26 protein-coding genes are annotated in these 23,136 nt (G+C 68.1%); 12 read left to right on the forward strand and 14 right to left on the reverse strand.

Features of this window, described 5'->3' with window-relative positions:
- Positions 1-219: 219 nt before the first annotated feature.
- The 5 genes from ACYVF6_RS38380 to ACYVF6_RS38400 all read right to left on the reverse strand — a co-directional run bounded on the left by ACYVF6_RS38380 (position 220) and on the right by ACYVF6_RS38400 (position 3,744).
- On the reverse strand, positions 220-1,137 hold the full coding sequence (locus ACYVF6_RS38380) for an NADP-dependent oxidoreductase (RefSeq protein WP_460529042.1): 918 nt from the start codon (positions 1,135-1,137) through the stop codon (positions 220-222).
- Between the two features lie 189 nt (positions 1,138-1,326).
- A complete protein-coding gene (locus tag ACYVF6_RS38385) occupies positions 1,327-1,956 on the reverse strand; it encodes a TetR/AcrR family transcriptional regulator (RefSeq protein ID WP_460529044.1) in 630 nt (209 codons plus the stop codon).
- 10 nt (positions 1,957-1,966) lie between these two features.
- A complete protein-coding gene (locus ACYVF6_RS38390; protein WP_460529046.1) occupies positions 1,967-2,503 on the reverse strand; it encodes a nucleotidyltransferase domain-containing protein in 537 nt (178 codons plus the stop codon).
- A gap of 36 nt (positions 2,504-2,539) precedes the next feature.
- On the reverse strand, positions 2,540-3,499 hold the full coding sequence (locus ACYVF6_RS38395; protein ID WP_460529048.1) for a quinone oxidoreductase family protein: 960 nt from the start codon (positions 3,497-3,499) through the stop codon (positions 2,540-2,542).
- Complete coding sequence (locus ACYVF6_RS38400; protein WP_460529050.1) at positions 3,496-3,744, reverse strand: hypothetical protein; 249 nt, start codon at positions 3,742-3,744, stop codon at positions 3,496-3,498. Before ACYVF6_RS38400 ends, ACYVF6_RS38395 begins: the two co-directional genes overlap by 4 nt.
- A 110-nt stretch (positions 3,745-3,854) precedes the next feature.
- On the opposite strand from ACYVF6_RS38400, the gene ACYVF6_RS38405 reads away from it, so the two are divergent.
- Positions 3,855-4,487, forward strand: a complete 633-nt coding sequence (locus ACYVF6_RS38405; protein WP_460529052.1) for a TetR family transcriptional regulator — start codon at positions 3,855-3,857, stop codon at positions 4,485-4,487.
- A gap of 68 nt (positions 4,488-4,555) precedes the next feature.
- On the opposite strand, the gene ACYVF6_RS38410 is transcribed toward ACYVF6_RS38405, so the two are convergent.
- From ACYVF6_RS38410 to ACYVF6_RS38420, 3 genes are all read right to left on the reverse strand, one after another.
- Positions 4,556-4,915, reverse strand: a complete 360-nt coding sequence (locus tag ACYVF6_RS38410; RefSeq protein ID WP_460529054.1) for an MmcQ/YjbR family DNA-binding protein — start codon at positions 4,913-4,915, stop codon at positions 4,556-4,558.
- Positions 4,916-4,981: 66 nt separating this feature from the next.
- Complete coding sequence (locus tag ACYVF6_RS38415; RefSeq protein WP_460529056.1) at positions 4,982-6,229, reverse strand: MFS transporter; 1,248 nt, start codon at positions 6,227-6,229, stop codon at positions 4,982-4,984.
- Positions 6,226-7,431 carry a cytochrome P450 gene (locus tag ACYVF6_RS38420; protein ID WP_460529058.1) on the reverse strand — a complete coding sequence of 402 codons (1,206 nt, stop codon included), beginning with the start codon at positions 7,429-7,431 and terminating at the stop codon, positions 6,226-6,228. The genes ACYVF6_RS38415 and ACYVF6_RS38420 overlap by 4 nt, the downstream gene beginning before the upstream one ends.
- 383 nt (positions 7,432-7,814) lie before the next feature.
- On the opposite strand from ACYVF6_RS38420, the gene ACYVF6_RS38425 reads away from it, so the two are divergent.
- The 8 genes from ACYVF6_RS38425 (at position 7,815) to ACYVF6_RS38460 (ending at position 15,007) form a co-directional block, all read left to right on the forward strand.
- Entirely contained in the window at positions 7,815-8,780 is a 966-nt protein-coding gene (locus tag ACYVF6_RS38425) for a nucleotidyltransferase family protein (RefSeq protein ID WP_460529060.1), read from the forward strand.
- A gap of 29 nt (positions 8,781-8,809) precedes the next feature.
- On the forward strand, positions 8,810-10,669 hold the full coding sequence (locus ACYVF6_RS38430) for an FAD-dependent oxidoreductase (RefSeq protein ID WP_460529062.1): 1,860 nt from the start codon (positions 8,810-8,812) through the stop codon (positions 10,667-10,669).
- A complete protein-coding gene (locus ACYVF6_RS38435; RefSeq protein WP_460529064.1) occupies positions 10,666-11,490 on the forward strand; it encodes a phosphotransferase family protein in 825 nt (274 codons plus the stop codon). Before ACYVF6_RS38430 ends, ACYVF6_RS38435 begins: the two co-directional genes overlap by 4 nt.
- Before the next feature lie 207 nt (positions 11,491-11,697).
- The gene (locus tag ACYVF6_RS38440) at positions 11,698-12,654 is read left to right on the forward strand and encodes a cyclase family protein (RefSeq protein ID WP_460529066.1); all 957 of its coding nucleotides are present in this window, start codon (positions 11,698-11,700) and stop codon (positions 12,652-12,654) included.
- Between the two features lie 215 nt (positions 12,655-12,869).
- Complete coding sequence (locus tag ACYVF6_RS38445) at positions 12,870-13,289, forward strand: hypothetical protein (protein WP_460529068.1); 420 nt, start codon at positions 12,870-12,872, stop codon at positions 13,287-13,289.
- A 123-nt stretch (positions 13,290-13,412) separates the two neighbouring features.
- Positions 13,413-13,907: an aminoglycoside phosphotransferase/kinase family protein gene (locus ACYVF6_RS38450; protein ID WP_460529070.1), complete on the forward strand. Its 495-nt coding sequence runs from the start codon at positions 13,413-13,415 to the stop codon at positions 13,905-13,907.
- 178 nt (positions 13,908-14,085) lie between these two features.
- Positions 14,086-14,868, forward strand: coding sequence for a sigma-70 family RNA polymerase sigma factor (locus tag ACYVF6_RS38455; RefSeq protein ID WP_460529072.1), 783 nt, complete (start codon positions 14,086-14,088; stop codon positions 14,866-14,868).
- Entirely contained in the window at positions 14,849-15,007 is a 159-nt protein-coding gene (locus ACYVF6_RS38460) for a hypothetical protein (RefSeq protein WP_460529074.1), read from the forward strand. The genes ACYVF6_RS38455 and ACYVF6_RS38460 overlap by 20 nt, the downstream gene beginning before the upstream one ends.
- A gap of 78 nt (positions 15,008-15,085) precedes the next feature.
- Here ACYVF6_RS38460 and ACYVF6_RS38465 read toward each other — a convergent pair whose 3' ends face one another.
- From ACYVF6_RS38465 to ACYVF6_RS38475, 3 genes are all read right to left on the reverse strand, one after another.
- Positions 15,086-16,600, reverse strand: a complete 1,515-nt coding sequence (locus ACYVF6_RS38465) for a SpoIIE family protein phosphatase (protein WP_460529076.1) — start codon at positions 16,598-16,600, stop codon at positions 15,086-15,088.
- Between the two features lie 489 nt (positions 16,601-17,089).
- A complete protein-coding gene (locus ACYVF6_RS38470; RefSeq protein ID WP_460529078.1) occupies positions 17,090-18,097 on the reverse strand; it encodes a DNA topoisomerase IB in 1,008 nt (335 codons plus the stop codon).
- 118 nt (positions 18,098-18,215) lie between these two features.
- Positions 18,216-18,551 (reverse strand): hypothetical protein, encoded by a 336-nt coding sequence (locus ACYVF6_RS38475; protein WP_460529080.1) that lies wholly within the window; start codon positions 18,549-18,551, stop codon positions 18,216-18,218.
- Positions 18,552-18,885: 334 nt separating this feature from the next.
- On the opposite strand from ACYVF6_RS38475, the gene ACYVF6_RS38480 reads away from it, so the two are divergent.
- A complete protein-coding gene (locus ACYVF6_RS38480; protein WP_460529082.1) occupies positions 18,886-19,251 on the forward strand; it encodes an STAS domain-containing protein in 366 nt (121 codons plus the stop codon).
- A gap of 32 nt (positions 19,252-19,283) precedes the next feature.
- Here ACYVF6_RS38480 and ACYVF6_RS38485 read toward each other — a convergent pair whose 3' ends face one another.
- Entirely contained in the window at positions 19,284-19,754 is a 471-nt protein-coding gene (locus ACYVF6_RS38485) for a hypothetical protein (protein ID WP_460529084.1), read from the reverse strand.
- Between the two features lie 84 nt (positions 19,755-19,838).
- On the opposite strand from ACYVF6_RS38485, the gene ACYVF6_RS38490 reads away from it, so the two are divergent.
- Positions 19,839-20,483 carry a DUF2461 family protein gene (locus tag ACYVF6_RS38490; protein ID WP_460529086.1) on the forward strand — a complete coding sequence of 215 codons (645 nt, stop codon included), beginning with the start codon at positions 19,839-19,841 and terminating at the stop codon, positions 20,481-20,483.
- A gap of 189 nt (positions 20,484-20,672) precedes the next feature.
- On the opposite strand, the gene ACYVF6_RS38495 is transcribed toward ACYVF6_RS38490, so the two are convergent.
- Positions 20,673-21,647 (reverse strand): phosphotransferase family protein, encoded by a 975-nt coding sequence (locus ACYVF6_RS38495; protein ID WP_460529088.1) that lies wholly within the window; start codon positions 21,645-21,647, stop codon positions 20,673-20,675.
- Between the two features lie 293 nt (positions 21,648-21,940).
- Between ACYVF6_RS38495 and ACYVF6_RS38500 the strand changes: the two genes are divergently transcribed.
- Positions 21,941-22,402, forward strand: a complete 462-nt coding sequence (locus ACYVF6_RS38500) for a hypothetical protein (RefSeq protein ID WP_460529090.1) — start codon at positions 21,941-21,943, stop codon at positions 22,400-22,402.
- Between the two features lie 14 nt (positions 22,403-22,416).
- Here ACYVF6_RS38500 and ACYVF6_RS38505 read toward each other — a convergent pair whose 3' ends face one another.
- Positions 22,417-23,070, reverse strand: coding sequence for a transcriptional regulator (locus ACYVF6_RS38505; protein WP_460529093.1), 654 nt, complete (start codon positions 23,068-23,070; stop codon positions 22,417-22,419).
- Between the last annotated feature and the right edge of the window lie 66 nt (positions 23,071-23,136).

Consider the following 23,136-nt stretch of genomic DNA (forward strand, 5'->3'; position numbering starts at 1 on the left):
GGAAGCCGGCGTTGAACGCGTTCTCCATCACCTTCGCAGACCGGTTCCCGGCTGCGGAGACCTACTAACAAGCCGCCGGAAACACCGTTAGCGAAACACACCCCAGCGCTGGCGCGGCCCCAGCGGTTCGCTCTTTTGCAAGATTGGGGTGGTGGACGGGCGCGGTGCGGTCAGGTGGCGTGCCGGGAAGCCGACCTTGCGCTCTGGACTCTCACGAACTCACCTACGAACGCTGACGATCGACTTGCCCTTGCGTCGCTCGGTCGAGTTGAGCGCTGCGACGGCGTCGTCGAGGGATACGGTGGTTCCGATGTTCGTACGCAGCCGGCCGTCCCGCACCCGCTGCACGATCTCACCCAGCTGGGTGCGATCGGCCTCCACGACGAAATCCACCGCCAGGCCGTCAGTGGGGCGGGTCTCGACCGGGCCCACGACGGACACCAGCGTGCCTCCGGACTTGATCAGGGCCGCGGAGCGTTCCTGGATGCCGCCGCCGATGACATCGAAGACCACGTCGACCGCGCCGACATCTTCCAGCGCGTCGTTCTCGAGGTCGACGAACTCCTGCGCGCCGAAGTCGAGCGCCTTTTGACGGTCGGCGGCGCGCCCGGTGCCGATGACGTACGCTCCGGCCTCGCGGGCGAGCTGGGTCACCATCGTTCCGACCGCGCCGGCCGCACCGTGGGCGAGGACGCTCTGCCCCGCCTGAAGCCGACCGTGCTGGAACAGTCCCTGCCACGCGGTCAGACCCGAGATCGGCAGGGACGCGCCTACGATGAAGTCGACGTCGCCCGGGAGCGGTGCGAGGTTGCGTGCCTCGATCGCCACATACTCCGCCAGCGTGCCGTCGCGGTGCCAGTCGGCGAGGCCGAACACCCGCTGTCCCACCGACAGTCCCGTCGTGCCGTAGCCGAGGGCGGTGACGACTCCGGCCAGCTCGTGCCCGGGGATGGCCGGCGTTCGACGACGGTTGGCGCGATCGGCCCAGGTCGAGGGCCACTCCAGCTCGGTCGAGACGAATCCCGCGGCATGAATCTGAACGATGACGTCGTTGATCGCGGCAGGCGGCTCGGGCCGGTCGGTCAGCGTCATCCCGGCCGTTCCCGCGGCCTCGTCGGTTACCACGATCGCCTTCATCTCGGCACCTTCCTGTTATCCAGCCCTTGACCACGGCACGCGTTCCAGGCGTGTCACGACCACGATACATGGACTAAATAGTCCACGCCAAGGGACCGCCTGGCGTGAGCATATAGGCAAGCGCAGCCGCCGCGCATGGACTGTAGCGTCCATTCAGGTCGGAAACAATCGGCTCGGAGAACGCCGATGTCAGTCCGGGACGAATGTCCTGACCTGATCGAGCGCCATGTCGAGTGCGATCTCCATGGGTGTGACGTCGTGTGCGGCCTGGGCCAGCAGGTAACCCCCTTGCAGCGCTGCCATCAGCCCGACCGCGAGCTTGTGAGGGTCGGCGTCGCCGGCGAGTGTCCGGGCGTCCTGCATGCGGCGCAGGCCGGCCTCGATGAGCCGTTCCCACTCTTCGAAGGTCTCCGCCAGGGCCATGCGAGCGACCTCGTCCTGGTCGGAGACCTCTCCGGCGATCGAGCCGATGACGCAGCCGTACGCGCCCTTTTGCAGTGCGTTGCGCTGGACGAGCGCGTCCCGCCACCGAACCAGGCCACTGAACGATCTGAGGCGTCGTAGCGCAGCCTGCTCGCGCTCCAGGATCTCCTCCGCACGCACCGAGACCACGGCGCGGACCAGCTGCTCTTTGTCGGCGAAGTGGTTGTAGAGCTGGGATTTGCTCGTGCCGCTCGCGGCCCGGACATCGTCCAGAGTGGTCGAACTGACACCCTTCACGTACATCAGCTCGGCCGCGGCCTCGATGATGCGCCGCCTCGTCGCCGCGCCCCGAGCTGTCAGCCTCGGCTCCCCGTCGCCACTCTCTGCCCTGGTCACAAAGGCAAGGCTACCGGCCGGAACTGTCGGCACCCGACAACGGCGGGTTCCGTTGTCGGGTGACGACCGCACTGCCCAGATCGCTCCAGCACGCTCTCTGGAGCTGGGTTACAAGGCCACGAGCCAGTGATGTTCCGGGTGTGCACGATCGAGTAGCTCGGCAAGCGTTTCGCGCTGAGCTGGGGTCATGTGTGGGACGGTTTCGTTGAAGTCTGCCTGGTCCTTTGGGCGGACGTTTTTCGCCTTGAACAGCAGGACCAGTTCGGGCGCGAGGTACGGGATGCCGTCCCGGGTGTGGTGGATGATGTCGCTGGAAGCGATCGCGGACCTCAGGAAAGCGTGCGGCGGGGATCGCGATCTCGATGTCGCCGTGCTTGCGCGTCTGCCTGCCGAGGAACAGATCCAGCGCCCAGCCCGCGGCCACGCACCAGGGCGCAGCGATGCCGGTCAGGTGATGTGCGATCTCGCTCGGCGTCCAACAGGAGGACCACCTGGCTTTGATCTCGGCGGGTGATCGTTGGATGCCGCCGGGCAGCTGTTCACTCACCGCAGGAATCTATCAACGGATCGAAGACGAGGCCGGCTACGGCAGCACGACGAGCCGTTTGCCGCGCAGGTCGGTGCGTTGCCAGGCGACCTCGATGTCGTTGAGCGGTACCTTCTCCACATCGAAGGTGAGCTCGCCCGCGCGGGTCCAGGTCAGAACCTGCTCGTACGCCTGGGCGATGGTCTCGGCGTTGAAGCCCTTGGCCGCGCCGATGATTTCCAGTCCCGAGGTGCGCAGGCTGGCGGCGGGCAGGGTGACCCGGGCGCCGGCAAGCTCGCCGATCTGGATCAGCCGGGTCCGCTTCCCGAGAGCGAAGGTGTCCGGGATCAGCGCGCGCAGCAGGACGTCGGTGGGCTTGCCCCACAGGTAGTCCGCGATCACGTAGTAGCCCTCGCCCTTGCTGACCTGGTATGCCCGCAGCAGGTCCGCCTCGGGTACGGCGGTGTTGATCACGGTGTCGGCGCCGAGCTCTCGTAGTTCGCGGAGCTGGGTGTCGTCGCGGCCGGTGGCGACGATTCGGCCGGCGCCGAGCAGGTTGGCGATCTTGATCGTCAGCCGGCCCGCGACCCCCGTCCCTCCCTGCACGAGCACCGTCTGGCCGGCTTCGAGCTCGCCGCCCACCTTGACGGACATGGCGGTGACGGCCGCGCTCATCACGGACAGTACGGCCGGGTCGATGCCCTCTGGGATCGGCTTTGTCATCCTCGCGTCCACCGCACACAGCTCGGCGAGTGCGCCGTAGGGCGGGCGGGGATTGCCGAAGGTCACCAGCGTCCCGTCCTCCAGTTCGCCGACACCGTCGAACGCGGGGATCATCGGGAACTCGGTGAGGTACGTGCCGGCGGCATAGTGCTCGCCGTTCACGATCGCCTTGTCGACGTTCTCGACCGCGACCGCCCGCACCCGGATGAGGACTTCACCCTCCTGCGGCACCGGGTCCGGGAAGTCCTCGTAGCGAGGAACGTCTCCGACCTCGTGCACGACCGCCGCCTTCATGACAGCTCCTGACCGAAGAACGTGGCGATCCGTCGCTGCCAGGCCACCAGCACGCGAGGGGCCCGGGCTCGTGAGTGGTTCCACGTGCGGGCAGTCCGATGGCGCTCGGTGGTCGAGGTGTGCGCCGGACGGTCGTGGTGGGTGTCGCCGTGGTGCCCGGCCGGCTGGTTCACGTGAGCGGGAACGCCAGGGAGGCGGTGGGTTGCCTCATGCAGGGCGTCGAGGAGCGAACGTCTGTCGGTCATCGTGAGTCACTGTCCTTCGAGAGGTCTCTATCGGTGATAGACGAGGACTCTATCACCGATCGAGAGCGGTCTCAATCACTGATAGAGTGACCGTGGAGGAGGTGGTACCAATGGCGTTGGACAAGCGGCAGATCGTCAGCGAGGCCGTCGCGCTGCTCGACGCGGACGGCCTGGACGGGGTGACGCTGCGCAAGCTCGCGGCCAGGCTCGGCGTGCAGCAGCCCACGCTCTACTGGTACCTGCCCAACAAGGCCGCCCTGATCACCGCGATCGCAGATGCCGTCCTCGAGCAGCAGTTCCCCGAGATGGTGCCTCCGAAGCCCGAGGAGCACTGGCAGGAGTGGCTGGCCGGCCTCGCCGAGCAGTTGCGCCGAGCGCTGCTGGCCCATCCGGACGGCGCGCGGCTGATCTCGACCTCGCAGCTCTCGCTGAGAATGGCCGCCATCTCCGAACTCGCGATCAGCACCCTGGTCGCCCGCGAGGTTCCCTTGCGGCAGGCCCGCCTGATCGTCCTGACCGTGGAGCACTTCACCGTGGGCCACGTCCTGGAAGAACAGACCGGCCGTCCCACCGCGGAGTCCGCGCAGGACTTCGACCTGGAATCCTTCGCCAAGGCCTACCCGACCGTCGTGGCCGGGATCACCGAATACTTCCAAGCCGACCGCACACCCGACGACCTCTTCCGCGATTGCCTGCGGGTGATCATCCAGGGCGCGGCGACCACAGCCGGACTCAGGTCATAGATCGTCTAGCCCACCGAAAGGCCGCGCACACCGCCGCCGCGATCACGCGATCCTCGACGCGCGGCGGCTCAGGCAGGACCATGGGGGTGAGCTTCGTCGTAGGCACGGGAGACCTTCTGCGGCACGACCATGCGCCAAGCGTCGACGACGAGCTCGCGGGCTTCCGCTGGGTCTAGGGCTGTGAGGTCGGCATGGACCCAGTTGAACCGTAGGTCGGATGTCGACGGCAGTTGGAACTTGTGTGGCTCGGCCGCGACGAGCGCTGCTCGTTCCTCCTTGGGAAACGCGAACTCCATGACGGTCTCGTCGAGGGAGAACGCCACGTAGACGATCTGCTTGACCCGGAACTTCAGCCTGGCACGCACATACACCTCGTAGGAGCGCTCCAGCTCCGTTCCGAGTGGCCTGACATCGCTGATCGTCGCCATGATCGGGTCCTTCTTCTGTTCCTGAGTGCGTCCGTCCAAGCGGTAGACCGAGGTGGCGGCCAGAAGTCATCGGTCGCCGGCGGACCTGTCTGTCGCTGCGGGCATAGCGAGCCCGGCAGCGACGAACACGGCGGCGAGGACGATCCACCCGGCCTGGCCCGCCTCGACGACGGCGACCAGGGCCATGGGAGCGACGACGCTCGTGGCGCTGCGGCCCATGGCCACGACTCCTTGGTACTGGCCGGGTGCGTGCTGGTGTGCGAGCTGGAAGCTGAGTCCCCATTCGCCGGCGACTTGATACATCTCGCCCCAGGTGTGGGCCAGCATCGCCAGGACGAGAACTCCAGCCGCCACCAGGGTGTTTCCCCATCCGGCGGTGCCGTACAGCAGGCAGGCGAGGCCGAGGAAGAGTCCGCCCAGCCGCGAGATGCGCGCCCACGCACCCGGGTTCTTGTTGCTGCGTTGGGAACTGACGTTCACCTGGAAGATCACCACAATGATCGTGTTCATCACGATCAGGACGCTCAGCAGCCAGTCCGGCGCCCTGGTGTAGGTGACCAGCCACAGGGGGAGGGCGATCTCCATCAGCCCGCTGTTGAAGAACAGCACCGAGTTCAGGGCGGTGAACCTCAGGAACCGCACGTTCTTCAGCGCGGCCCACGCCGGCGGCCGCTCGCCGAGGGTGGCGGCCGGAAGTCGCACCGGGATGCGGTTCAGCACGAGCGCTGAACCCACGTAGGCGAGTGCGGCGCCGACCAGGAGCGCCTCGTACGCGGTTCGGTTGTCGACGTACAGGGCTATCCCGGCGGCCCCGGCGCCGAGTGAGATCCCGATGTTGCTGGCAACCTGCTGGTGCGCTCGGGCCACCACCCGTTCCTCCGGCGAGGCGATCACGGCGACCAGTGCGGGCAGGACGGTGCGACATCCACGCTGGATGATCCCGACCAGGCAGGCCGTGAGGACGAACGCCAGGAACGATCCGGCGACGAGATAGCACAGCACCGCCGGGCCGGCGGCGAAGGTGAGTACGACCAGGACGCGTCTGGCGCCGACGCGGTCGGCCAGGTGACCGATCGGCAGCGCCACGAGCAGGCCCGCCAAGCTGGCGAGGGTGAGGCCGAGACCCACCTCCACCAAGGGCAGGCCCATGACGCGGTGGAAGAACAAGACGCTGATGGTGGCGAACAGTCCGTCGCCGAGCGTGGTCAGCGACGTGGACACCGTCAGCCCGCGCACTGGACCGGCCGGAGGGACGGCTTTGACGATGAAACTCCGGACGCCGCCCCGCAGCGCCGGCGGCGCGGTACCGGTCACTCGGAGTCGGCAGTCTGGAACGTGACTGGCAGGGTCGCCAGATAGCGCATGGTGGCAGTGCGATGGCGACGGGGCGTCGCGGCCGGCCGCAGGGGTGCCGAACGCCGTTGGACGGCCTTGATGAGGGCCTGCAGGGTCATCTTGGTGAACAGGTTCCCGATGCAGGTGTGTGGGCCGCGGCCGAACGCCAGGTGCTGATTGGGCGAGCGGTCGAGTATCAGCTCGTCCGGGTGGGGAAACTTCTCCGGGTCGCGGTTGGCGGCGCCGAAGAGCATGACGACGACGTCTCCGCGCGTGAGCGGGACGTCGCCGACGACGGTGGGTTCGGTGACCATCCGGCTGGTTCCCTGCACCGAGGAGTCGTAGCGCATCAGCTCGTCGAAGCCGCTGGACAAGAGTCTCGGGTCGCGCATGGCCTCGAGTGATTCAGGGCTTTCCAGCAGGGTCAGCATGGCGTTTCCGGCGCCCGCGACGATCGAGCTGTATCCCGACAGGAAGACGACGCGCACGGTGTTGCGGATGTACGACTCGGGGATGTCAGTGCCGCCGCGGTTACCGGCGAGGTGACTCAGCAGCCCGGGGCGCGGGTTGGCGACGAACCAGGACTCGACCAGCTCGCTGAGCCGGCCACGGGCTTCGACCCCCTCTTTCCTGAGCTCGGCTCTGGTCTGGGATCCGTCTTCGGGGTTCTCGGGGGCCAGGCCGGTGTCCATGCTGCGCACAATGGCGTTCGATATGGACGCGAAGGTCGCCACGTCCGGGGAGTCGATGCCCATCAGCTCCGAAATGGTCGACAGCGCGAGCGGTTCGACGACGTCCTCTATGAGGTCGAATCGCGGCTTGTCCGCAAGGGAGTCGAGCAGTTCGCCGACGAACGCCTCGCCGTGTCTGCCTATCGCCTCCAGGTCCTGGGCGCGCAGCGCCTTGGTGAAGAGGCTGCGCAACGGGCCATGGTCCGGCGGGTCCAGGGTCTGCATGCTGAGCCAGGGCTCGGATACCGTCTCGCCCGCTCGTCGCCAGTCGGCGGCGAAGACTCCAGGGTTTTGAAGCACCATCTGACAGTCGCGGTAGCGCGACAGCACCCAGCCCTGCATCGTCTCGTGCCAGTGCACGGGTTCCGAAGACCGCAGGGCGGCGTAAACCGGGTAAGGGTTGGCCAGAGTCGAACTGTCAAGCGGGTCGTACTGGACAAGGGAGACCATGGGACGTTCCTCGGGAGCTGGTACGGCCTTTTGAGTGGAAGAGCATGTCGGACTCGAGGAAATTCGAGTCCGACATGGCCCAATCGACACTGGCGAACCGTGTCACGTTGTTGTTGATCGTTGTTGATCTACTCGCTGTAACGCATCGCAGGCTCCTTTCCAAAGTCCGCGCTGCCGAACGTCGTCGATTCGGCAACGCAACCAACGGCTCGGTTTCTCGCCGGCTGTACGCTGCAGTCAGGTTCGGTCGGGAGCACCCGCGGTTGATGCCGCCCACGTAGACGGTGACGCCTCGATACGAAGAGGTCCGTCCCGCAGGCTGGCAGGCGCCTCTAACAAGTCGCTAATCGGCGCGTTGTCTCTCGTATGGCAGGCTGTGCCGGATGGGCGACGGCGCAACCGATCCGCGACTACGGCACTGGCGCGAACGACTGAGCGCCCGGGCCGAGGAGGCCCTCGACGCGCTTGCGGCGGTGCCAGGCGTCGTCGGGCTCGTACTGGGCGGCAGTTACGGGCGCGGGCAGCACTGGCCGCTCAGCGACCTCGACGTGATCGTGGTCAGCGCCGGGCGAGCGATCCCCGAGGTGGCGGCCGAGGTGTCCATGTGCGCCTATCAGATGAGCGAGATGTGGGGCACCAGCGGCATCTACACCGCTGTGGATGCCGGGCGGCTCAGCTTCGACGAGGCCGAGGTCCGCGACCCCGGCGACATCCCGGCGCGCATGGACGACAGCCGCTGGCTGTTCGGTCTCGACAAGGTCTACGGCGGCACACCGCACCGCGACAACGGCGCGGCGGCGGCACTGCTGGAGCTGTCAACGAGGTGGCGTTTCGCCGAGCCCGTCGTCTCCCGCCGGATCGCGGCGTTGCGTGACCTCGGGCGGAAGCTGCTCGCCCAGGCCGAACGACTCACGGAGGAGGGCGACCGGGTCGGCGCCTGGATCGCGGTCCGCCGCGCCGCGGGTGTCGTCTCCGAGATCGCCACCGAGGGCTGGGGCGAACGATCCGGCTCCCTCGGCAGGCATTGGACGCTGTTCGAAGCCCGCGCGCGAAGACACGGTGCCGCTGGCTTCGCCGACCACCTCCTGGCCGTCGCGCGGCTCGAGCCCGCACCCGCACCTGCGGTACCGGAATGGTTGGCCGACCGGATCGCGCTGTCGTACGAGGCTCGCGGCCTGATCGGCGAACCCGTCACGCCAGAGCAGAACGCCCGCGACAACCTGTTCGCCTACGCCGGCCTGTACCGCGGCCGGTTCCCGACCGCGGCGTACGGCTGGATGGCCCCACCACCCGAGGCAGACGTCCGCGCCGCCATCCACGCGATGCGCGAGCTCGTCCTGACAACGTAGGTGACTCTGGTCCTCAGAGTGAACAGATCGTGGCATGGCTTTGGCGGCAGCAGGCACTGGACGGCACCGGACTATGGGAGGCCGGCGGCGTCGTCGGCATTGCGATCGGCGGGGGCCCGAGCCATCCGGCCCGGCTACTGTGGAGCGCTGACCGGCAATCGGCCTGGGAGGGCTGGGGGATGTCGTTTTCGCGAAGAATGCTCCTTGGCGGCGCGGGTGTCACAGCGGTTGGCGCGCTGACGTTCGGCGACTACGAGGCGGCCTATGCGGCAGGCGAAACGTACACGCTGGAGGAGCTCGAGGCGCAGGTCGTCGTGATCGGCGGGGGAGCCGGCGGCGTCGCCGCCGCGCTCGGGGCGCTGCGCAACGGCGCGACGGTCGTGCTCACCGAGAGCACGGACTGGATCGGCGGGCAGTTCACCACCCAGCTCGTCCCGCCGGACGAACACCGCTGGATCGAGCCCAACACCGGTGCGTACGGCCAGACCGCGGCGTACAAGAACCTTCGCGCGGCCGTTCGCCAGTACTACAAGACGTACTATCCCGTCACGGCCGCGTTCAAGAGCCAGAACCAGCCCAACCCCGGCAACGCCTGGGTCTCGCGGCTGGCGGCGGACCCGGCGGTGTGGCGGGTGTGCCTGTGGAACCTCCTGCTGCCCTACGTCGCGGCGGGCAAGCTCGAGATCCTGCTCGGTCACCGGCCGCAGGGCGCGTCGGTGGAGAACGGGCGGATCACCTCGGTACGGCTGGTCGGGCCGGACGGTGTGGCGCGTACGGTCAGCGGGGCGTACGTCGTGGAGGCCACGGAGTTCGGCGACCTGCTGCCGCTGGCCGGGGCGGACTCCGTTGTGGGCCGTGAGGCCGGCGGCCCGTCCGGCACCAACGAGCTGCACAACACCAACCCCGGCGCGGATCCGGTCGATCAGCAGTGCTTCACGATGGTGCTCGCGCTGGGATACAACCGGGCAGGCGGCGACCACCGGATCGGTAAGCAACCGGCCTACCGGAAATACCGCGCGTCGTTCCAGGAGTTCTTCGCCGGCAATCTCTTCGACCCGCGACGCGACTACCCGTTCTCAGAAGGCCCGAACTACTGGCAGTACAGGCGCGTCGCGGCGCTGACCAGCTTCCTGCCGAACACCTTCGCCGAAGAGGTGTCGCTGATCAACTATCCGTGCAACGACTTCAAAACCGGCAACCTGCTCGACGTCACCGAGGCCGAGCGGCGGGAGAACATTCAAGCGGGCAAGGAGCTGTCGCTCTGCCTGCTGTACTACCTGCAGAACGAGATCCCGCACCCGGACGACGACGGCCACGGCTATCCCGCGCTGCGGCCGCGGCCGGACGTCTCCGGCACGTTCGACGGTGTCGCGAAGGTGCCGTACATCCGCGAAGCACGCCGCATGCTCGGTCTCGAGCGCATCTACGAGTGGCAGATCGGTGTCGACAATCGAGTTGCCCTGCTCGGCAAACCGGCCGAGGAGCTGACGGCCGCGGACTTCCCGGACACCGTTGGCGCCGGGCACTACTGGATCGACATCCATCCCGGTCTGAAGAACCAGTACGGTCTGTGGACGCGGTGCTATCCGTACCAGATCCCACTGTCGGCGATGCTGTCGCGCAACATCGACAACCTCCTGGCCGGCGGCAAGACGATCAGCGCCACCCACGTCACGAACGGCGCCTACCGGCTGCACCCCACCGAGTGGAACATCGGCGAGTCGGCCGGCGTGCTGGCCGCGTACTGCATCGCGAACAACACCGATCCACGGTCGGTGTGGACATCGCGGCTGAACGACCTGCAGGACCTCCTGCGCGCACAGGGCGTCCAGACTCACTGGCCCGACTCCGCGCGCAACCAGTGGTTCAAGCCACCCGCGCGATCGTGACAGCTGAGGAGCAGAAGGAGATCACGGCAGCCGCGTCCAAGCTGCTCGGACGTGAGGTCGAGCTGGTACGTCCACTCGCCGGCGGTCAGCATGCCACGACCCTGCTGGTCGCCGACGCCACTTCGCAGTATGTCGTGAGGGCGTTCCCGCCGGCCGATGACGCCGCGGCGCGGGAAGCGGAGATCCTGGAACGCGTGAGCTCACTTGGTGCCCTGGTCCCGCAGTTCGTAGCCCACAGCGAAGACTTCCCGCAACCGGTCATCGTCACCTCGGCGATATCCGGCACCGCGCCCGAGCCGACGCTGCCGTTGGAAGCCGTCGCCTCGCAGCTGGCCGCGGCGCTGGCGCGCGTCCACCAACTCGAGGGCACCGGGCTACGCACCGCCCCCGCACGTCCGCCGTCCGGAGACTCCGAAATCGCCGCTCGTGCAAGACGTGAGTGGGATCGCCTCGACACGAGTGAGACGGTGCTGACCCACTACGACTACTGGTGTGGGAACGCCCTCTGGGACGCGGGCCAACTCACCGGCATCGTCGACTGGTCAGGTGCCCGGAACGCGCCCCGAGGCGTCGATGTCGCATGGTGTCGTCTCGATCTCGTCCTGCTCGGGTCGCCCGATGCGGCCGAGCACTTCCTCGCGGAGTACGAACACCACTCCCGTCAACCGTTGCCCGACGTCAACGCCTGGGACGTCCAAGCTGCCGCCCAAGCCACCTCCGCGGTCGAGTCCTGGCTTCCGAACTACCACGGCATCGGCAGGGCCGACCTGACCGCCGGCATGCTCAGAGAACGCATGGACGCCTGGATCGCCGTCCTCTGACCCGCCGATCAGACCGGCCGGCCATCGCTCTCGCTGAGCTCGCACACGGCACGGCAGGTGTGCCGGCCCGTCCTCCTGACCGGCCGGTTGCTGGTCCGCTGATGTAGTGTCATGCCGGTTCAGCGGGTCTTGGCAGGCCTGAGAAGAGGGCGGGATTCCCTACCTGCTTGGGCCCGACCCGCGTGACCGAAGGGAGTCGATGCCGGGATGACGGCAGGGCGAGCGATGCCCACACAGGACGACGTGCTCGGGTACTTCGACACGTTGTCGAACTGGGGACGGTGGGGCGACGATGACGAGCTCGGGACGCTGAACCACATCACCGACGACGTCCGGCTGGCGGCGGCGCGGGCCGTGCGCCATGGCAGGAGCGTGTCGTGCGGATGGGAGGTCGCCGTACCTGAAGAGATGGAGCGGTCGACGACGGCGTGCCCGTGCTTCGCCGACCTGCCGGGTGCCGAGAACATGCCGCTGCCCGGGTTCCGCAACGACCGGCACTGGGGCTATTCGAACGAGCGGCTCGGCATCCTGTTCCACGGCAACACCATCACCCACGTCGACTCGCCGTGCCACATCTTCTGGGACGGCATGATGTACAACGGGCGGTCGCACTCGTTGGTCGACGCCGAAACGGGATCGGCGTGGGGGGCCGTCACGGCGGCGGCGAACGGGATCGTCACCCGTGGTGTCCTGCTGGACATCACGAAGGTTCGCGATGTGCCGTGGTTGGAACCAGGCGACGGTGTGTTTCCCGAGGATCTCGAGGAGGCCGAGCGTCGCCAGGGCGTGCGGGTGCGATCCGGCGATGCCGTACTCCTGCGTACCGGCTATGGCCGCGTCCGGCACGACTCCGGTCCGTCCGGCGACTTCACGCAGGCCGGCTGGCACGCATCCTGCCTGCCGTGGTTGCGGGAACGAGAGGTCGCGCTGATCGGCGCCGACACCCCTCAGGACGTTCAGCCGTCGGGCTACGACGACCTGGCGATGCCGGTTCACACCGTGGGTCTCGTCGCGATGGGCCTGTGGCTGCTCGACAACTGCGACCTGGAGGCCTGCGCGACGACGGCTGCCGAGCTCGGCCAGTGGGACTTCCAGCTCGCAGTCGCACCGGTCCGCTTCGCCGGCACATCCGGCAGCCCGGTCAACCCGATCGCCACCTTCTGACCGCGGAGCGCCGGCCCCAGATTTGTGTGCCCTCCAGGCTCGGCCTGGAGGGCACGTCTTGCGATCCACAAGGCTCGTCAACCAGCGGAACGTGAGTCGGTGAGGCGGTAGGCGTGGACGAAGGTTTGCTCCACCTCGTCGCCCTTCGAGTCGATCGCCTTCGCCCGTAGGGATGCCAAGCCGGCCCGGCGGGTGTACGGAACGCCGCGACGTAGGTGCGCCCGCTGACCGCCGTCAGCCTGCCCTTCGTCCAGGTCGCGCCGTCGTCGGTGGAGACCTCGAGGCTGGCTTGGCTGATCCTTCCGGTGTCAGCGCCGGGTGCCGCCTCGAACGTCACCAGTACGTCTGTGACGTCGCCGCCGTCATGGTTGATGTCGTGCGCGTCCACCTTCGGCGCCAGCCGTGCGGTCCACAGCGGCAGGACTTCGCGGTGGCCGCGGGGCTGGTTCGAGTGGAACCTCCACGTCACCTGGACCTGGCAGTCGTTTCCGGTGCTTCCAAGCCGCCGCGAACACTTCGGACACGATGTCGTCGACATCATCAGCCGCGACTCGGCGACGCACGTGCTGGCGGATCGGCTGGCCTCGTCGGGCTGCTTCATGTCCAAGGAGAATCCACTTCTCCCGCGGATGTGACACCCTCCCACCGGAAGTCCAACGTCGTCCCCTCCAACGTCCAAGGGCAGTCTGCAGTGAGGCGCCGACGCAACGATCAGGACCTCGGCCGGCCCAGATGTGTGGATAGCGTTGGACATATGGATGACGGGCAACTACTCGGAGACGTCGCCGACACGCTGGCCCGCGCCTACGGCATGCAACCTGTCGCAGCTGACCGTGCAGATCGTGCACGGCGACCTTGCTTCTCCGAACGTTCTGCTGCGCGACGACAAGGTTGCGGCCATCATCGACTTCTGGCCGCCGATGCAGCGTTACGTCTCGTGGGAGATCGTGAGGATTGGATGCGATCCCGGGACCGTCCTCGCAGGTGATCAGTGGGTCACCGGGCTTCCCGACCTCCTCGCCGCCTATCGGGAAGAGCACCCCGCCGCCCGCCCGGTCGACCTCATCTCCAGCGTCGCCGTCGGCTGCGCGTGGACACTGGCCTCGACGTACACGCTCGTCGAGCCGCTGGAACGGCCAAATGTGGTCGACGCGTCTCTGCTGGCATACGGCCGAGCACGGCACGAGGCCGCCCTCGCGGTCCTGGACCGGCTCGACGAGGTCCAAGAGATGCTGCACGACCACTTCCGATGAACGGTCACTACGGCCTGCTCGTGGACCTGGAACGTTGACACCACGAACCTGCGCAGTCACGAATCGTGAACCACACAAGGGCAAAGGATCGGGCTTCGCTGTTTGAGCGGCGATGCGACGGGGGAGCCGTCAGGGGGACGATCGCGGGGGCGAGGAGAACAACCACTGAAGGGTCTCCGTGCCGACTGATCACACCACTCAAGTCTCGGATGGCGTTCCGTCTTCTCTGTCCGAAGAGCTGATCGAGCAACACATAGGACTGGCCAGGAAGCTGGCCTACCGTTATGCCGGTCGTGGCGAGCCCGCCGAGGAGCTGGTGCAAGTCGCCATGCTTGGCTTGGTTCTCGCTGCCAGGCGTTACGATCCCGAACGAGGGAACGGATTCACCTCGTTCGCCATCCCGACGATCCTCGGCGAGCTGCGTCGCTATTTCCGCGACCAGTGCTGGGCCGTCCGCATCCCACGTGCGATGCACGACCTCTACCGCCGGATCGGACCGGCGCGCGAAAAGCTTCAAGCCCGGCTCAGCCGAGCACCCACACCGCGCGAGCTGGCCGCCGAGCTCGACGTGGCAGAGGACGACGTCCTGCATGCGCTCGAGTGCAGCAGCGCCTACAGCGCCATCTCCCTGGACGCACCGGACCAGAGTTCGGACGACGGTGGCCGCACCATCGCCGACACCGTGGGCGAGGACGACAGCCGGATGGACCTGGTCGAACAACGCGAATCGGTCCGGGACGCGCTGGCCCACCTGCCCGCCAGGGAACGACGCATCCTCGTTCTGCGCTACTACGGCGAACGCACGCAGGCCGAGATCGCCGAGGAGCTCGGAATCTCCCAGATGCACGTCTCGCGGCTGCTCAGCACAACGCTGGAACGAATCCGGCGCGCCATCGACAGCGACAGCGCAGAACCCATCCAGTGGCCGTCACCGCGAAACCGTGCTGTGGAAGCCGCGTGAGCGTGGCGGTACGATCGGTGTGGAAGAGGAGTTCCTGCTGGCCGATCCCACCACCGGGCGGCCGGATCCGCTGGCAGGTGAGGTGCTGACCGAAGCGGCCGGCCGTGGCCAAGGTCTTCCAGGTCACGGCGATCGATGAGCTCATACCGGTGTACGAGATGCTCGGCGAGACATGTTCGCCCCAGTCGTCGCTCTTGCGGTGAACGCCGAACGCGGCTCAGGTGTAGGGGAGTGCGGCAAGAGCCAGGACGTGCTGTGCCGTGCTGCCGGCCGGGGCGATCAGGTCCAGCCGCTGGGCGTGCTGGAGACAGCGGCGGTGTGCCGCGTACAAGACCCGCACGCCCGCGCTGGCGAGCAGCGTGACGCCGGACAGGTCGACAGCCCGTGACGTCGTACCGCCCAGCGTGGCAGTCCGCAGCAGGTGATCCAGCTGGCCGGCGTTGGTGGTGTCGACCACTCCTCGCACGATGAGACGGGCACCCGCCTCCTCGGCGGCCAGCTCCGTGGCGAACGGCTCGCCGTAGTCTGCGGCCTGCTGTCCGGCGGGCGTACGCGGTGCGTCGCCCGAGGCGAGCAGCCTCACCTCGTGTCGCACGGCGTGGACCAGGCGGACCGTCGTGCCGGCTTCGCCACGGTCGATGTGCATCTGGTCGGCGAAGGAGCCGGCAACGGCCAGACCCAGCCCACCGGACGAGTCGTCCGTACGCGGCCGGCGCCACCGGCCGCTGTCGGAGACGGCGACCAGCACGCTGCTCTGATCGGTCAGCGATCCGGTGACGCCGATGACCTGGCTCGCCTCCGGCTCGTCGACGTACGCGTGCTCGATCGCGTTGACAACCAGCTCGGTGACCGCCTGCTGAACCGCCGCCAGCAAGGTCCCGTCCAGCCCGAGCTCGCCGAGCCATTCGCCGAGCGCACGTCGCGCGGCGGCCGGCGCGTCGTCCGCGTTCGGCAACGTGAGCTCGAGACTTGGGCGTCGGCCGCGCCGGCGAGCCGCCAGCAACGTGACATCGTCGCGGTAGCCCGACGCGCCGACGAGCAGCTCCAACGTCTGGTCACACACGCGTTGTGCGTCCGATCCCTGCCGGCTCGGTCGCGGTCCGCTGAGCCGTCCGCCCGACGGCACCCGTGTCACGGCCGAGTCCGCGGCGGCCTGGGCGAGTTCGACCATCCCCCGACTCGGTGGGACACCGGGGCGTTCGACGATGCCGTCGGTGTAGAGCAGCAGAAGCTCGCCCTCGGCGAGCGTCGCCGTCAGCTCGATGTACCGCGAACCGCTGGCCAGTGGACCGCCTCGGGACGGTGCGAGAAAGCGGCTGACCTCCCCGCCCGCCGACACCAGCAGGGGCGGCGGGTGTCCGGCGGAGGAGTAGCTGACCGCGCCCGTCGCCGGGTCCAGGACGGCGACGCACACGGTGGTTCCCTCGCCACCTTCGACCTTGGCCGCGAACGTGTCCAGTTCCGACAACGCCGCTGCCGGGCGCATACCGGCCAGCAGCCGTTCGGACAGGACCGCTCGCAGCCGGCCCATCGTCACCGAGGCGGCCACTCCGTGGCCGACGACGTCGCCCACGACCAACGCCAGTTCGCCATCGTTCAGCGCGATCGCCTCGAACCAGTCGCCTCCTGCAGACGCCTCGTCCGCGGGCAGGAGGTAGGTCGCTCCGACGTCGGCGCGGGACAGAACCGGGACCGCGGCCGGCAAGAGGGCTCGCTGCAGGTCAGCCAGCATCGGTCCGGTTCACCTCTCCCGTCCAACCCGCCGCGCGGCAATCGTGCCGGTGTGGCCGGGGACGCCTTCTCGCTCGACATGTCGACGATGCTCACACCCGGCGCGCGTCGGCCGCCATGCTCACCGTCCCTCGAGATCCGGCTCAGCGTCGCCATACCCCGCTGGAAACCAGCCATACGCAGCCGAACCTGTACATCACGCGAGGTTCAACGACCTGGCAGCCGCTGCGTCGGCCGTGCGCGGGGATCGGATGCCCGCTCAGGTCCGCGGCGACAGCTGCCAGGTCGGCGTGGCGATGACGAGGCGAGCCGGACCAGGTTGGTCTCGATGCCCTTTGTTCCTTGGGTTCGTCGATCTGGCCGAGGGCTTCGGCACGACATCGCCGAAGTAGAAGCGGGTCGCTCTGGCGCGGATCCACCACTTCACCCACCGCCGAGGTCGAAGAAGCCGGCCAGCTTCCCGGCCTGTTTGGGTTTCAGCGGAACCTGCTCAGCTCAGCAGCCGGAGCACGGCTTGTTCCGCGGCGCCTTCGGTGGCCAGCCGGCCTGGTTCGACGTCCTTGCCCAGCTCCGGCAGGGCCGGCGCTATCGTCCGGCCTTCGGTGAACCGGTCGACCAGCCTCGGATCCACGTACGAAGTCCGCGCCACCGCGGGCGTGTTGCCCAGGTACCCGGCGACCTCTCGCATGACCCGCGCCACCGCACGCTTCCGGGCCGACTGGCTCTTGGCGGAGGCTCCTGAGACCGCCAGGCCGACGGCAGCCAGGACGGTCGCATGCCAGGTACGGAAGTCCTTCGCGGAGACCTCCCTGCCGAACACGTCCTGCAAGTATGTGTTGATGTCGCTGCTGTGTACGTCGTGCCAGGCCCGGTGCTGCCAGTACGCCAGCAGGTCGGGACTGGGGTCGTTACGCCGGAGCAGGCGCCGCAGCACGTCGATGACGCCCGGGTCGGCGACGCCCTGCTCGAGCTGGGTTCCGCCCTTGCCGGCATAGTGAAACGTGACCGTGCCGCCGCGCTCGATCGTGACATGGTCCCGGCGCAATGTGGCCAGACCGTACGACCCGTTCTCGGCGTACTCGTCGCCGCCGACGCGGAAGAAGCCGAGATCCAGCAGCCGGCCGGCCGCGGCCAGCACCCGCCGTTGGTTCAGGCCACGCGATCGGAGGTCGTGGTCGATGAGGCGACGTGCCTTCGGCAGGGCGCGGGCCATCACCAGTACGTGGTCGTGCTTGATGGCGTCCTGCTTCTCCCGCCAAGCCGGGTGGTACAGATATTGCCGCCGGCCGGCGGTGTCGGTGCCCACGGCCTGCAGATGTCCGTTGTGGTGCGGGCAGATCCAGACGTCCTTCCATGCCGGAGGAACGACCAGGTGCTCGATCCGGCGCACCTCGGCGTCGTCGACCGCCGTGCCGTCGTCCCACTTGTAGCTGAAGCCGCGCCCGCGGCGGCGCCTGCGGATGCCGGGCCCGGAGCAGTCGGACCGCCGAAGTCTCATCGCCGGCTCCGACGGCGGTTTGCCGGGCCGGCGCCGCGTGACACAGGAATCACCCTGGCGCTCTACCCGGAAACCGGCGCCTCAACAGCGGGCCGGCGCGGCCTACGTCGTCGGGCGGTCAACCGCAGTGATCGATCGATGCGTGCGTACACGGCTCGCTCATCCGCGAACTGTTGGCGAGCCAGCGGCCGAAGCCGTCCGGGTCGCGCAGTGCCAGCTCCTCGAGGGTCAGTCGCCGAAGCTCCACGATCGACGCAACCGTGGCAGGCAGGTGCCGTGCCCGCAGTTCCTCCCCGGCGAGCTGCCACAGCTGCCGCAGTTGCCCGACCGACGCCTCCTTCACGACGCGGCCGAGGTCGGTGCCCTTCGCAGGCTCGAGTTCGGAGCAGAGGCAGGGCTTCCGGGGAGAGTGGCGAGGTGGTCGCCACCCGCGGTTTCCGGACTCGTATGCCATCGGACTGGAGCACCACCTGAAGGACGGATGCGGCGGGAGGATTGCAGGTACCCCTGGTTCGGCTCGCCAATCGTGGTCGCCGTCGGTGCCGGCGGCGCAGGCGGGGCCTTGCGGCAATGGGAAAGCGCCTTAGCGGATATGACTGATGACATGACGACATTTCGGGCGTAGCGTGGCAACCGTCGCCGGGTCCCCGATCATGACGCCGGCAGGGTTGTGCCTGGGGTTTCCGCCTCAGTTGCCCGTGCCGCGCGGCTGGAGCGGGGGGTCGAGGCCCGCCTCGGCGGCACCCTGAGCATCACCAGCACGTCGCGGACCTCAGAGATGAGGCACCGTGAAGTATCTCGAAGCTCCCACGGAGCTGGTCATCACCGAAACCGAGGTCGCCGGCTGGGTCGTCGTCCGTCCGGTCGGCGAGTCCGACCTGGCCAACTCCGCGGCGTTTCGGACCTACCTGTGCAGGACCCTCAACCGGTGGCGCCGGCCCGTCGTGGTCGACCTCAGCGGGCTGACGTACATGGACTCCAGCGGGCTCGGCGCGCTGCTCGCGGCGTACCGTCGTGCCACCCAGCTCGGTTGTCAACCCGTTCTTGCAGCCCCGACAGCTCCGGTCGCGAGGCTGCTGGACATGACCGCGATGGGCCACGTCCTCCAGGTCCACGACTCGGTGCACGCGGCCTGCCGTACGAGCGGAGCCTGAGTCTCGTCGTGCGTACCGAGGCGTCCGGCGCCTCATCCCACCCAGGCGGCCCAGTGCGGGCCGGCATCGCGTTCGAGTGCGCGCAGGTAGACGCTCAGCTTGCCGTAGAAGATGTACACCGCCTCGCGGTAGACCTGGTGCTGGACGAACGGTGAGGCGACGAAGCTGCCGCCGCGGTCGATCCGGTCGATGCGCAGCTCTTCCTCGGTGAAGCGGTCAAGAGCGCCTTTCATGGCGTCGTCCTGGGCGTCGAACCAGGCGCGCAGGCTGTCAACCGTGATCGACGGTGGCGGCGGAAGCTGACGGTGTGACCAGTCGAGGGTGAACGTCTCGAACGAATGGGTGTAGACGCCCTGGAGGTCGCCCATCTCGATCAGCAGGCCCCCCAGGGTTGGGTTCTGGCCGGCCAGCTTGTACGCCAGGTCGGCGTCGGACACCACTGTCAACACGTGGTCGCGCATGCTGTGGTGCCCGCGAATCTCCTCGTCGAACAGCTTGTTCATCGGCTATCCCTTCATAGGTGCGGCAAGAGCATCGTCTGTTTGTCGGTACGCCGGCAGGGCGTCTGGTGTGCCATTGTGGGGCACATGGGGATCGATCTCGCGAGCTGGACGGAGGAGGCGTACGACCTGCTTCGGCGCCTGGGAGGTGACCCGTCTCCCGCCGTCCTGCGGGTTCACCGTGAGGAGCACGACCAGCTGGTGCGCCGGCCGATGCAGGCGCTGTCTGATGCGCTCGGTGACGTAGGCGGCTACGGCCGGGCCTGGCTGTCCGCCGTGAGTGCCGATCCGGCGACGTGGCGGCGCACCGTCGCGTCGGTGTGGGTCGCGCGACGCGTGCGGATCGACGTGGTGTTCGGGCTCGACGGGCTGGTGGTCGAAGGCGGATGGACCGGCAAGTCCACCGACCAGCTGTGGCGTTACCGTGCTGCCGTCGACGCCGACCACAGCGGCTGCCGGCTGGCGGAGATCATCGCAGACCTCGACGAGGTCGGGTTCGGCTTGACCAAGGGTCAATGCCTGACCAAGATGCCCCGCGGGTATCCGAGGGACCATCCCCGGGTCGGCTTGCTCCTCCGCCGCACGGTGTTCGTCCGGCGCGACCTCGGCACCGGGACGCGGCCGCAGACCGAGGGCGTCGTCGAGCAGGTCCGCGAGGCAACCGGCCAGGTGTTGCCGTTGGCGTCGTGGTTCGTGGCTCACGTCGCGACCAGTCGGGCGGCGTCGTACTGACACCCGCTCGGGCGCGGAGCGGGTTGCGGTGCCGGTGGCGAGTTCGGCCATTTCGAGAGGATGCTCCGGCTACCGGTCGTATGTCCAGGCGCAACGGCGTGTCGACAGGCGCAACGGCGTGTCCGGGCAGGCGGAGTTGAGCGTGTGCTGGGCGCTTTCGGACGCTGTTGGCCGGGGCCGGACAGGTCGCTAGAAGGCCGGCTCGTCGAGGTCGGCGAGCAGGGTGCGGATCAGCTGGCCTGAGCGTTCGATGCAGGCTTGGTCGTCCTCAGTCACACCGAACCCGAGCGAGCCCATCGCGATGATCAGTGTGTGCAGGTCCAGCTGCCGCCGGTACGTCTGGTCAGCAGGCGCGCCGTAGCCGGCCAGAAGCGGGGGCAAGTCCAGCCGCGGGCCGCGAACCCGGAGCACGGCCAGGTCATGGACGGGGGCAGCGGGCAACCAGTCGCCGAAGTCGATGATCCCGCTCACCCGTACGGCCGCGCCGTCCATGCCGTCACCGGTCACGAAGACGTGCTTCGGGCCGAGGTCCCCATGGCACAGCACCCACTGCTCACAGGGAAAGTCGCGGACGTATCCCTCGAGCAAGTCGAGCATCCGATCGAACTGAAGTGCCGAAAATCCGCCGGCGAGGATCGTGTCCCGTTCCGCATGTCGGTCGGCCAGGACAGCCGCCATCGCAGTCGTCCAGTCGCGTTCGTCATCGATCTGGATCCCGTTGAGTCGGGCGATCAGTCCGCCGATCTCGGCGAGCACGTCGTGCCGTTGCCGCTTCGAGAGGCGATCGATCACCTCCGGGAGCGGACGGCCGGGTACGGTGCGCTGCACCATGACGGGGAACTCGGCGCCGTCGACTCGTACCGTGTCGAGCAGCAGGATCTCCGGGGCGGGCACACCGGCGGCGCGGGCCCGTTCGATCGCCCTGGCCTCGCCAGCCGAGGCCGAGCCGGAGACGTCGTCGTCGAACCGGAGGATCCGGACCACCACATCCTGCTCGTCGGCGCACCGGATCCGGTAAACCTCGTTGGAGTAGCCGTCGATGATGCGATCCACCCGGTCGATCCCGGCGCCGACCGCGCGGCGTACGAGCTCGGCAAGGACCGAGCGTGGCGTACTCGCCTGCGCGAGCTGCCACTCGGCATACGAACCCAGGCGCGTCGACATGCCGGCCATTCCAACAGCTCGGCGCTGATGGGGCAAAGGGTTTCGGGACAGGGAGGTCACTGCCCTAGACGATCTATTCCAAGGGGTCGCCTGACGCGCGGCGCCTGGCATCCACGCTGGCTGCGTTGTCGTCGATCGCCGGAGGCCCCTCCTGGCTCCTCCTCCGGCTGTGCCCACCCCCACGAACGGCGCCATGCGCCGCGCGCTTGACCGGCGACCCCCTGGAACAGATCGTCTAGGCTGAGGCGTGCAGAGCTCGTGGGGACAGCCCGGCACCGGTGGAGGAGTTGCCAATGATCACCGACCCGATGATCGTGCGGATCGGCGAGGGGGTGGAGTTGCACCACCATCGAGGGCAGCGGGAGGCCGCCCGCGACCTGTTCGGGGAGGTCTGGGACGAGATCGGCGGTGAGCAGGGCGATCCGCTGCACGTTTGTGTGCTCGCGCACGCGATGGCCGATGTGCAGGACGACGTCGGCCAGGAGCTGATCTGGGATCAACGCGCGCTCGCCGCTGCCGGCCTGATCACCGACGAGCGGGTCGCCGAAGCGGGCGTGACGCTTTCGGTGGCCGGCTTGTACCCCTCGTTGCACCTGAACGTGAGCGAGTGCTATCGCAAGCTCGGAGATCTCGGCCGCGCCCGTGAGCATCTCCGGCAGGCGCAGGCCACGATCGGTGCGCTTGGCGACGACGAGTACGGGCAGCTGATCAAGGATGGCCTGAAGCGGCAGATCGAGCAGCTCGGACCCGGGTGACGTCCAGGACGCCCCTAGTGCGCGGCAGGTTTGTGGGTACGTTCGACAGCGTAGACGGCGGCTTCGGTGCGGCGTTGCAGGCCGAGCTTGCGCAGCAGCGCGGAGACGTAGTTCTTGACGGTCTTCTCGGCGAGGTACATCGTCTGCGCGATCTCGCGGTTGGTCATGCCCTGCGCGACGTACTCGAGGATCCGCTTCTCCTGTGGTGAGAGGGAGGCATACCTCGGGTCCTCCTCCTCGGTCCCGTGCCGGAGCCGTTCGAGGACCGCGGCGGTGAGCTTCGGGTCGAGCAGGGACTCGCCGGCCGCGAGGCTCTTGACGGCGTCGATCAGGCGGTCGCCCTCGATCTGCTTCAGCAAGTAGCCGGACGCGCCGGCCATGATGGCTTCGAACAAAGCCTCGTCGTCGGAGTACGACGTCAGCATCAGGCAGGCCGGCGGCGGGTCCATGGCCGAACGGATCTCGCGGCAGACGGTGACCCCATCGCCGTCGGGGAGCCGGACGTCCAGCACGGCGACGTCCGGGCGCAGCGCGGGGACGCGAGCCACCGCCTGCGCCGCGGTGCCGGCCTCGCCGACGACCTCGATGCCGGGCTCGCTCTCCAGCAGCTGCCGTAGGCCGACGCGAACGACCTCGTGGTCGTCGAGCAGGAAGACCCTGATTGTCATGCCTCGAGCCTCCCAGGCAGGCGACGGTACGGACAGGTCCCAAGGACCCACTTCAGTACGGGCATT

The organism is Flindersiella endophytica (genome assembly GCF_054779015.1).

Excerpts from the sequence above, each read along its gene's own strand:
- ACYVF6_RS38380 (WP_460529042.1), bottom strand. The coding sequence starts at position 1,137 with ATGAAGGCGATCGTGGTAACCGACGAGGCCGCGGGAACGGCCGGGATG.
- ACYVF6_RS38395 (WP_460529048.1), bottom strand. The coding sequence starts at position 3,499 with ATGAAGGCGGCGGTCGTGCACGAGGTCGGAGACGTTCCTCGCTACGAG.
- ACYVF6_RS38400 (WP_460529050.1), bottom strand. The coding sequence starts at position 3,744 with ATGACCGACAGACGTTCGCTCCTCGACGCCCTGCATGAGGCAACCCAC.
- ACYVF6_RS38405 (WP_460529052.1), top strand. The coding sequence starts at position 3,855 with ATGGCGTTGGACAAGCGGCAGATCGTCAGCGAGGCCGTCGCGCTGCTC.
- ACYVF6_RS38410 (WP_460529054.1), bottom strand. The coding sequence starts at position 4,915 with ATGGCGACGATCAGCGATGTCAGGCCACTCGGAACGGAGCTGGAGCGC.
- ACYVF6_RS38420 (WP_460529058.1), bottom strand. The coding sequence starts at position 7,431 with ATGGTCTCCCTTGTCCAGTACGACCCGCTTGACAGTTCGACTCTGGCC.
- ACYVF6_RS38425 (WP_460529060.1), top strand. The coding sequence starts at position 7,815 with ATGGGCGACGGCGCAACCGATCCGCGACTACGGCACTGGCGCGAACGA.
- ACYVF6_RS38440 (WP_460529066.1), top strand. The coding sequence starts at position 11,698 with ATGACGGCAGGGCGAGCGATGCCCACACAGGACGACGTGCTCGGGTAC.
- ACYVF6_RS38450 (WP_460529070.1), top strand. The coding sequence starts at position 13,413 with ATGACGGGCAACTACTCGGAGACGTCGCCGACACGCTGGCCCGCGCCT.
- ACYVF6_RS38465 (WP_460529076.1), bottom strand. The coding sequence starts at position 16,600 with ATGCTGGCTGACCTGCAGCGAGCCCTCTTGCCGGCCGCGGTCCCGGTT.
- ACYVF6_RS38470 (WP_460529078.1), bottom strand. The coding sequence starts at position 18,097 with ATGAGACTTCGGCGGTCCGACTGCTCCGGGCCCGGCATCCGCAGGCGC.
- ACYVF6_RS38475 (WP_460529080.1), bottom strand. The coding sequence starts at position 18,551 with ATGGCATACGAGTCCGGAAACCGCGGGTGGCGACCACCTCGCCACTCT.
- ACYVF6_RS38485 (WP_460529084.1), bottom strand. The coding sequence starts at position 19,754 with ATGAACAAGCTGTTCGACGAGGAGATTCGCGGGCACCACAGCATGCGC.
- ACYVF6_RS38490 (WP_460529086.1), top strand. The coding sequence starts at position 19,839 with ATGGGGATCGATCTCGCGAGCTGGACGGAGGAGGCGTACGACCTGCTT.
- ACYVF6_RS38495 (WP_460529088.1), bottom strand. The coding sequence starts at position 21,647 with ATGTCGACGCGCCTGGGTTCGTATGCCGAGTGGCAGCTCGCGCAGGCG.
- ACYVF6_RS38500 (WP_460529090.1), top strand. The coding sequence starts at position 21,941 with ATGATCACCGACCCGATGATCGTGCGGATCGGCGAGGGGGTGGAGTTG.
- ACYVF6_RS38505 (WP_460529093.1), bottom strand. The coding sequence starts at position 23,070 with ATGACAATCAGGGTCTTCCTGCTCGACGACCACGAGGTCGTTCGCGTC.